This is a genomic window from Paraburkholderia sp., assembly GCF_049581445.1.
Lineage (GTDB): Bacteria > Pseudomonadota > Gammaproteobacteria > Burkholderiales > Burkholderiaceae > Paraburkholderia.
This window is the reverse complement of sequence record NZ_JBAURZ010000200.1, coordinates 1-6,312: the sequence shown is the minus strand read 5'-3', so window position 1 is coordinate 6,312 and position 6,312 is coordinate 1. Positions and strand designations below refer to the sequence as shown.

General features: G+C 62.4%; 6 protein-coding genes. 4 read left to right on the top strand and 2 right to left on the bottom strand.

The features are described 5' to 3' along the window. Positions 1-482: amidase (locus tag WCA85_RS18025; protein ID WP_424066215.1), on the bottom strand; the 482-nt coding region annotated here is incomplete at its 3' end. Between the two features lie 172 nt (positions 483-654). Beyond that, complete coding sequence (gatC, locus tag WCA85_RS18020; RefSeq protein ID WP_424066214.1) at positions 655-954, bottom strand: Asp-tRNA(Asn)/Glu-tRNA(Gln) amidotransferase subunit GatC; 300 nt, start codon at positions 952-954, stop codon at positions 655-657. Positions 955-1,331: 377 nt separating this feature from the next. Here gatC and WCA85_RS18015 point away from each other — a divergent pair, with 377 nt between their 5' ends. The 4 genes from WCA85_RS18015 to mrdA all read left to right on the top strand — a co-directional run. Further along, positions 1,332-2,375 carry a rod shape-determining protein gene (locus WCA85_RS18015; protein WP_004189550.1) on the top strand — a complete coding sequence of 348 codons (1,044 nt, stop codon included), beginning with the start codon at positions 1,332-1,334 and terminating at the stop codon, positions 2,373-2,375. A 152-nt stretch (positions 2,376-2,527) separates the two neighbouring features. Next, entirely contained in the window at positions 2,528-3,703 is a 1,176-nt protein-coding gene (gene mreC, locus WCA85_RS18010; RefSeq protein WP_424066145.1) for a rod shape-determining protein MreC, read from the top strand. Continuing rightward, positions 3,700-4,212, top strand: a complete 513-nt coding sequence (gene mreD / locus WCA85_RS18005) for a rod shape-determining protein MreD (RefSeq protein WP_424066143.1) — start codon at positions 3,700-3,702, stop codon at positions 4,210-4,212. Before mreC ends, mreD begins: the two co-directional genes overlap by 4 nt. A gap of 156 nt (positions 4,213-4,368) precedes the next feature. After that, positions 4,369-6,312 (top strand): penicillin-binding protein 2 (mrdA, locus tag WCA85_RS18000; protein ID WP_424066141.1); only part of this gene is annotated, 1,944 nt, incomplete at its 3' end.

Below are 6,312 nucleotides of genomic sequence, written 5' to 3'. Positions count from 1 at the left end.
CGCGCGGCCACCGCCGCCGCCGACCCACCCGACGAGCCACCCGGCACCGCCTTGATGTCCCACGGGTTCTGCACCGGACCAAAGTACGAATTCTCGTTGGACGAGCCCATCGCGAACTCGTCCATATTGGTCTTGCCGACGCACACCATGCCGGCGCGATTCAAACGCTCGACCACCGTCGCATCGAACGGGCTCGTATAGTTGGCGAGCATCTTCGAACCGGCGGTGGCGCGCCAGCCGCGCGTCACGAACACGTCTTTGTGCGCGATCGGCACGCCGACCAGCGGACCAGCGTGGCCGGTATGGAGCAGCGCGTCGGCCGCCTTCGCCTGCGCCAGCGTCAGCTCTTCGTCCACGTGCACGAAGGCGTTCAGGCTCTTGGCGCCTTCGATGCGTTTTAGATAAAGCTGCGCCAGTTCGACTGCGGAGCATTCCTTCGCAGCGAGCGCGGCACGCAGTTCGGTCAAGCTTTTTTCATGCATTGCGTTCTTCCTGAAGAGCGCGGCAGCGCCACAAGCACTGCCGGAGAGGCGTTCGGCCCGCCCACTGTGAAGCCGGACTGATGGGATCCGTCAAGGACCGCCGGAACGGCTGGTGGGCGAAACACGCAGCCCGCACGAGAGGTGCGAGGCGCTGCGCGCCGGACCCGGTTGTTTATTCAATGACCTTCGGCACGAGGTACAGCCCGTCTTGCACGGCGGGCGCGGGACGCTGGAATTCGTCGCGCTGCACCACTTCCGTCACGGCGTCCTGACGCAGACGCAGTGCCACATCTTCGATCTGTTCGATGGGATGGGCGAGCGGTGCGATGCCTGTGGTGTCGACGGCCTGCATCTGCTCGACAAGGCCAAAAAAATCATTGAGCTGGGCAAGCGTGTGTTCAGCTTCAGCGTCGGCCAGTTCGAGCCGCGCAAGATGCGCGATGCGTTTAACATCGGTCAGGGTCAGAGCCATGCAGTCACCGGAAAATGAGGCGGGCTGTCACAAAGCTGAAAAACAATGCTGTGACAGCAGGTTACAACACTGGAGGGAAGCCTCGAAAAAGGGGCCAGCGGTGGCAAAAAGTGCCAACCGTTTCCTTTAAATCAAGCAAAATTATAAGGTATCATTACGCGTTCGACCCAAACCCGGACCGACTTACCAAGGCCTTTCTTGGTCATTCCCACAAATGATCGAGAAATAGATGCCGGCCTTGTTCCGGCCTCCGGTAGATTCCCTTGCAGCTTCAAGCCGTTGTGGCGCCGCATCCGCCCGGTTGAAGCTGTTATTTTTTCCGCTGCCGCCCTACGCATTATTTGCGAGGCCCGGCCCCCAGCGAGACAGGATTTTGAATGTTCGGTTTTTTGCGCAGCTACTTCTCTAACGATCTGGCGATTGACCTTGGCACTGCCAACACGCTCATCTACATGCGTGGCAAGGGTATCGTTCTCGACGAACCGTCGGTGGTCTCAATCCGCCAGGAAGGCGGTCCCAACGGCAAGAAAACCATCCAGGCAGTCGGCAAGGAAGCCAAGCAGATGCTTGGCAAGGTGCCGGGCAACATCGAGGCGATCCGCCCGATGAAAGACGGCGTGATCGCCGACTTTACCGTCACCGAACAGATGATCAAGCAGTTCATCAAGACGGCACACGAATCACGCATGTTCTCGCCGTCGCCGCGCATCATCATCTGCGTGCCGTGCGGTTCCACCCAGGTGGAACGCCGCGCCATCAAGGAAGCGGCCCACGGTGCAGGCGCATCGCAGGTTTATCTCATTGAAGAGCCGATGGCTGCGGCAATCGGTGCCGGCCTGCCGGTCTCGGAAGCGACGGGCTCGATGGTTGTCGACATCGGCGGCGGCACGACGGAAGTCGGTGTGATCTCGCTGGGCGGCATCGTCTACAAGGGTTCGGTGCGCGTCGGCGGTGACAAGTTCGACGAAGCTATCGTCAACTACATCCGCCGCAACTACGGCATGCTGATCGGCGAGCAAACCGCCGAAGCCATCAAGAAGGAAATCGGCTCCGCGTTCCCTGGCTCCGAAGTCAAGGAAATGGAAGTGAAGGGCCGTAACCTGTCGGAAGGCATTCCGCGCAGCTTCACCATCTCCAGCAACGAAATTCTCGAAGCCCTCACCGATCCGCTGAACCAGATCGTGTCGTCGGTGAAGATCGCGCTCGAACAGACGCCGCCGGAACTCGGCGCGGACATCGCCGAGCGCGGCATGATGTTGACGGGCGGCGGCGCTCTGCTGCGCGACCTGGACCGTCTGCTCGCCGAAGAGACCGGCCTGCCGGTGCTCGTCGCCGAAGACCCGCTGACTTGCGTCGTGCGCGGCTCGGGCATGGCCCTCGAGCGCATGGACAAGCTCGGCAGCATCTTCTCGTACGAGTAAGCGAGAGCTCATCTCCATGTCAGCAGCGCGGATCGGACGGCTAGCCATCTTGGGGCCGGCCTGCCTTGGGCTGGGCTACCCAGCCGCCGCGCACTGACCGCGCGTATTCGCGTCTAAGTCTTACCCAACCGCTCACGCCCCCGGCGCCGACCATGGAATACAGTCCGCCGCCTCTGTTCAAGCAAGGCCCTTCCGCGCTAGCACGGCTGATTTTCTTCGTGCTGCTTGCGCTCGCCTTGTTGATCTCCGACGCGCGCTTCAACACGCTGGAGATCCTCCGTGGTGTGCTCGGTGCGGGTCTTTACCCGCTGCAGCGCGCCGCGCTGGTGCCGCGTGACATCTTCATGGGCGCAGCCGATCTGGCCGTGACCAGCGCCACCTTGCGTGGGGAAAATGACACGCTGCGCAAGAAGAATCTGCAGCTCTCCTTACAAGCCAATTCGGCAGCCGAACTGAACGCCGAGAATGGCCATCTGCGCTCGTTGCTGCAGCTGTCACAGCGTATGACCACCCAGTCGATCCCCGCCGAGATCCAGTACGACACGCGCGACCCGTTCACGCAGAAGGTGGTGATTGGCCGTGGCGCGCAGCAAGGAATTCAAAACGGCTCGCCGGTCGTCAATGAAGATGGCGTGATCGGCCAGGTGACACGCGTGTTCCCGATGCAGGCAGAGGTGACGCTGCTCACCGACAAGGATCAGGCTGTCCCTGTGCAAATCGTGCGTACGGGTCTGCGCAGCGTGATCTATGGCACTGCGAAGGGCGACTCGCTCGATCTGCGTTTCGTGCCGATCAGCGCGGATGTGCTGGCTGGCGACGAACTCGTAACGAGCGGGCTCGACGGCATCTATCCGCCGGGCCTGCCGGTCGCGAAGGTGGTGCGGGTCGACAAGCAGGCGGATACGGCCTTCGCTCGCGTGATCTGTCTGCCGGTCGCGCCGGTGCGTGGTGCGCGTCAACTGCTGGTGCTGCACTATCTGAACACGGTGCCGCCGCGTCCTGCTGACGAACCCGACGCCGCTAGCGCCGCGAAAGACGCCAAGGCGAAAAAAGGCGCGAAACCTGCGGACAAGACGGCTGGGGAGAAGACGCCCGCGAAGTCCACAGACAATGGCGCGGCTGACAAAGGCGCCGCAGACAAGAGCAAGGGCGCAAAGAGCGCCGCCCCCGCATCCGCCGCAGTAGCCAAACCCGTCGCCGGACGTCCGGCTGCCGAGAAAAAAGCGCCTGCCGAGAAGAAGGCGCCCGCCGAGAAGCGGCCGGCCACGACTCGCGCGGTCCCAGAGAACAGCGCGAAGCAGCCCGCCGCGCAGGGGAGCACGCCTTGAACCGCCCGCAATACATCCTGCAGCCGGTCAACCCGTACTTCATCTCTTTCAGCCTGGCCGCTGCCTTCCTGCTGAACCTGATGCCGTGGGGACGCCTGATCGGCGTACCTGACTTCGTCGCGCTGGTGCTGCTGTTCTGGAACGTGCATCAGCCGCGCAAGGTCGGCATGGGCATCGCGTTCATGCTCGGTATTCTGATGGACGTGCACAACGCCAGCCTGCTCGGTGAGCATGCGCTTGCGTATACGCTACTGTCGTATGGAGCCATCACGATTCACAGGCGTGTATTGTGGATGTCGATCGGTGTGCAAACCTTCGCGGTGATGCCGCTTTTCGTCATCGCACAACTGGTGCCGTTCGTGATCCGTCTGTTGATGGGCGCGGCCTTTCCCGGCTGGGGCTACCTTATCGACGGCTTCGTCGAAGCAGCGCTCTGGCCCATCGCGAGTGTGCTGCTGTTGATGCCGCAGCGCCGTCCGGCTGATCCGGACGACACTCGCCCCATTTAGCGCGGTGCGCGCGCCGAGCCTATCCTTGAACATGCTGAATACGCTGTGCAGATGTTCTCCCGACCGGCTCGACCCGCACGGCTCTCGCCTTCCAGCCAAAGCGGCCGGTGAGGCATCCTTCCATTACGGCCGCCTCGCGGCCTTTTGATCAAACGCATGGCTGCCGAATTCAAGGACACCCAACAACAGCTTTCCAAGTTCCGCCTGCGCGTCGCGGCGGCGGGGCTGTTCGTGTTCGTCTGCTTCGGGCTGATCGTTTTCCGTTTCCTGTTCCTGCAGGTCTGGCACTACAGCAAGTACTCGCTGCAAGCCGACGAAAACCGCATCTCGGTGGCGCCGATCGTGCCGAACCGCGGCGTCATCACGGACCGTAACGGCGTTGTGCTGGCGAAAAACTACTCCGCCTATACGCTCGAAATCACGCCCTCCAAGCTCAACGACACGCTCGACAACGTGATCGACAACCTCGCGACCGTCATCACCATTGATGCTCGCGACCGGCGTCGCTTCAAGAAGCTGCAAGAAGATTCGAAGAACTTCGAAAGTCTGCCAATCCGCACCCGCCTCACTGATGACGAAGTCGCCCGCTTTACCGCGCAGCGCTTCCGCTTCCCCGGCGTCGAAGTGCGTGCGCGCCTGTTCCGTCAGTACCCGCTGGGGCCGACCGCGGCACACGTGATCGGCTATATCGGTCGCATTTCGCAGCACGATCAGGACAAGATCGACGAGGTCAGCGATCAGAACGATAGCGATCCGGATCACTACGATCCACGCCTCGACGCGAACAACTACAAGGGCACCGACTACATCGGCAAGATTGGTATCGAGCAGAGTTACGAGACCGAACTGCACGGCCAGACGGGTTTCGAGGAAGTCGAAGTCACCGCGGGCGGACGCCCGGTGCGCACGTTGTCGCGCACCCAGGCGACACCGGGTAACAACATCGTGCTGTCGCTCGATATCGGCTTGCAGCAAGTCGCCGAGCAGGCGTTCGCGGGCAAACGTGGCGCACTGGTGGCGATCGAACCGGCAACCGGCGACGTGCTGGCGTTCGTCTCGGCGCCGAGCTTCGACCCGAACTCGTTCGTGGATGGCATCGACCAGCAGACCTGGGACGACCTCAACAACTCGCCGGATCACCCGCTGCTGAACCGGCCGCTACACGGCACCTATCCGCCGGGTTCCACCTACAAGCCGTTCATGGCGCTCGCCGCGTTGACCCTGCACAAGCGCACGCCGAGCTGGGGCTTTCAGGACCCGGGCTTCTACACATTCGGCGGCCATACATTCCGCAACGACGTGCGCGGGGGGCAAGGCTGGATCGACCTGAACCGCGCCATTGTGGTGTCGAACGACACCTACTTCTTCATGCTTGCGCATGACCTGGGCGTCAACGCGATCGCCAACTTTATGAAGCCGTGGGGCTTCGGCCAGATCACCGGCATTGATATTTCCGGCGAGGCGAAGGGCATTCTGCCGTCCACCGAATGGAAGCGCAAAGCCTACCGCAAGCCCGAACAGCAGCGTTGGTATGAGGGCGAGACGATCAGCCTGGGCATCGGCCAGGGCTACAACTCGTTCACGATTCTGCAGCTCGCCCACGCGGTCGCGACGCTCGCCAACAACGGTGTGGTGATGAAGCCTCACCTCGCAAAGGAAATCGAAAACCCGATCACGAAGGATACGCGCCTGACCGTGCCGAAGGCCGACGGCCGCCTTGATGTGCCGCAGGCGGACATCGACATCGTCAAGCGGGCGATGGTCGGCGTCGTCAACAGCGGCACCGCTTCCAAGGTCTTTATCGGCGCGCCGTATCAGGCCGCGGGCAAGACGGGTACCGCGCAGGTCTATTCGCTGCAGGGCGCCAACTACAAAGGCCATGCGATCCCGGAGCGTCTGCGTGACCACGCGCTCTTTATCGCCTTCGCTCCGGCTGACAACCCGAAGATCGCGCTGGCACTGATCGTCGAAAACGGCGGTTGGGGTGCGGAAGTGGCCGGTCCGATTGCGCGCCGCGTACTCGACTATTACCTTGTTGACCGGCAAAAGCCGGGCGCACAAGCGGCTGCGGTGGCGGCCGCAGCCTCGGCCACCGAGGAC